The 1,370-nt window shown below is 50.2% G+C and carries 2 protein-coding genes; both read right to left on the bottom strand.

Features of this window, described 5'->3' with window-relative positions; all coding sequences use genetic code 11:
- Nucleotides 1-136: 136 nt before the first annotated feature.
- Complete coding sequence (locus AAA927_RS12845) at nt 137-1,135, bottom strand: IS30 family transposase (protein WP_338218157.1); 999 nt, start codon at nt 1,133-1,135, stop codon at nt 137-139.
- Between the two features lie 76 nt (nt 1,136-1,211).
- Nucleotides 1,212-1,370: DDE-type integrase/transposase/recombinase (locus tag AAA927_RS12840; RefSeq protein ID WP_338218158.1), on the bottom strand; the 159-nt coding region annotated here is incomplete at its 5' end.

Raw genomic sequence — 1,370 nt, 5'->3', positions numbered from 1 at the left:
GATGTTAAGTGCTGACCTTTTTGGCGGTGTGTGCTATCCTGTTTCTGCATCAAGACAATATCCTCTTCCATTGTTTGTGTAGGAACTTCAATGATACAGGATATCTGTTCTTGATGTTTTTTATTGTGACGAATTGTCAACTCAAGTGCAACTTTTTGCCCATGAAGACTTCCGATGGTGTCTTCCAGCCTAAGGCCTTGCGTGGTCGGTTATTCAGTTGTGCAATATAGGCATCGATTTCCGCATCCGTTTGGAGGTCTAGGTCTGTGTTCTTGGGAAAGTATTCTCGAATCAGACCGTTGGTGTTCTCGTTGGTCCCTCGTTGTTGTGGCGCATGCGGATCAGGGAAGAATACCTGTGTAGCCAGGCACTCTGCTAGCTCCCTGTACCGGGCAAACTCAGTCCCACGATCAGGCGTGACAGTTCGCACCCGATTGGCTGGTAAGGCACCAAGCAACTCAATCATGACATCTCTTACGGTGTCCGCTTTTACGTTGGCCGTCCGCTTGGAAAGTAGATACCGTGATTTACGGTCGACCAGTGTCACTAACGCTGAGTGCCCCGTCTTTCCGCGTACCGTGTCACCTTCCCAGTGCCCAAACCAGCTGCGATTTTCTGCTGACCGGGGCCGGTCGTGGATCGATGGCGCGTCATTGAAACGACCCCGTCGTTCATTGATAGTGCCTTTGACTTTACGTGTCTTGCCTCGGTGTCGAAGCTGTCTGGGTAGGCCACGAGCACCATGGCTCTTCAATGGGACACCGAGGTTGTCTAGGCAAATGCCTCTGTAGATAGTCGGATAGCTGATACGAATGCGGCTACCCTCTAGCGCTAGACGACCAGCGATTTGTTCAGGCGACCAGTGAAGCGCCGTGATGTATCGAATGACAGCCTCTCGTGTCTCTGGTCGTGCGAGAATCCGAGGACGTCTACTAGCCAGACGAGCCTGCTGGTAACGCTTCTGGGCGTCGGCTGCCGAATAGTCCTGCCAGCCACCGTTACGGGCAATCTCACGACTGATGGTGCTCTTTGAACGTTTTAACCGCCTGGCAATTGTCTCAAGAGTCTCGCCAGTATTGATTCCTAGCAGTATCGATTCGCGGTCCTTTAGGGTAAGATGTGTGTACGGACTCATAGCCGAGTTCTCCTTGTAGTTGGTCTTATGGTGATTCCATCTTACAAGGACTCAGGCTATGAGTCTTTCTATTTGACTAATTTGTTGCACTTGAATTGTAAATCCGTCGTATCGCATGCATGGTTTCAATGCCGTATAATGTCCTAGCTGCTGTCCGAGTGCTCTGATAACTTGCGGAACGAACTTGTTGCCGCTTAATAAAACGGTGATCTTGCTCAATCAGATTATTGCGATA

Source organism: Lacticaseibacillus salsurivasis, from assembly GCF_036246225.1.
Taxonomy (GTDB): domain Bacteria; phylum Bacillota; class Bacilli; order Lactobacillales; family Lactobacillaceae; genus Lacticaseibacillus; species Lacticaseibacillus salsurivasis.
This window is presented reverse-complemented; position numbering and strand designations above follow the sequence as displayed.

What these genes read in the sequence shown, in the direction of transcription:
- AAA927_RS12845 (WP_338218157.1), bottom strand. Translation starts at nt 1,135, where the DNA reads ATGAGTCCGTACACACATCTTACCCTAAAGGACCGCGAATCGATACTG.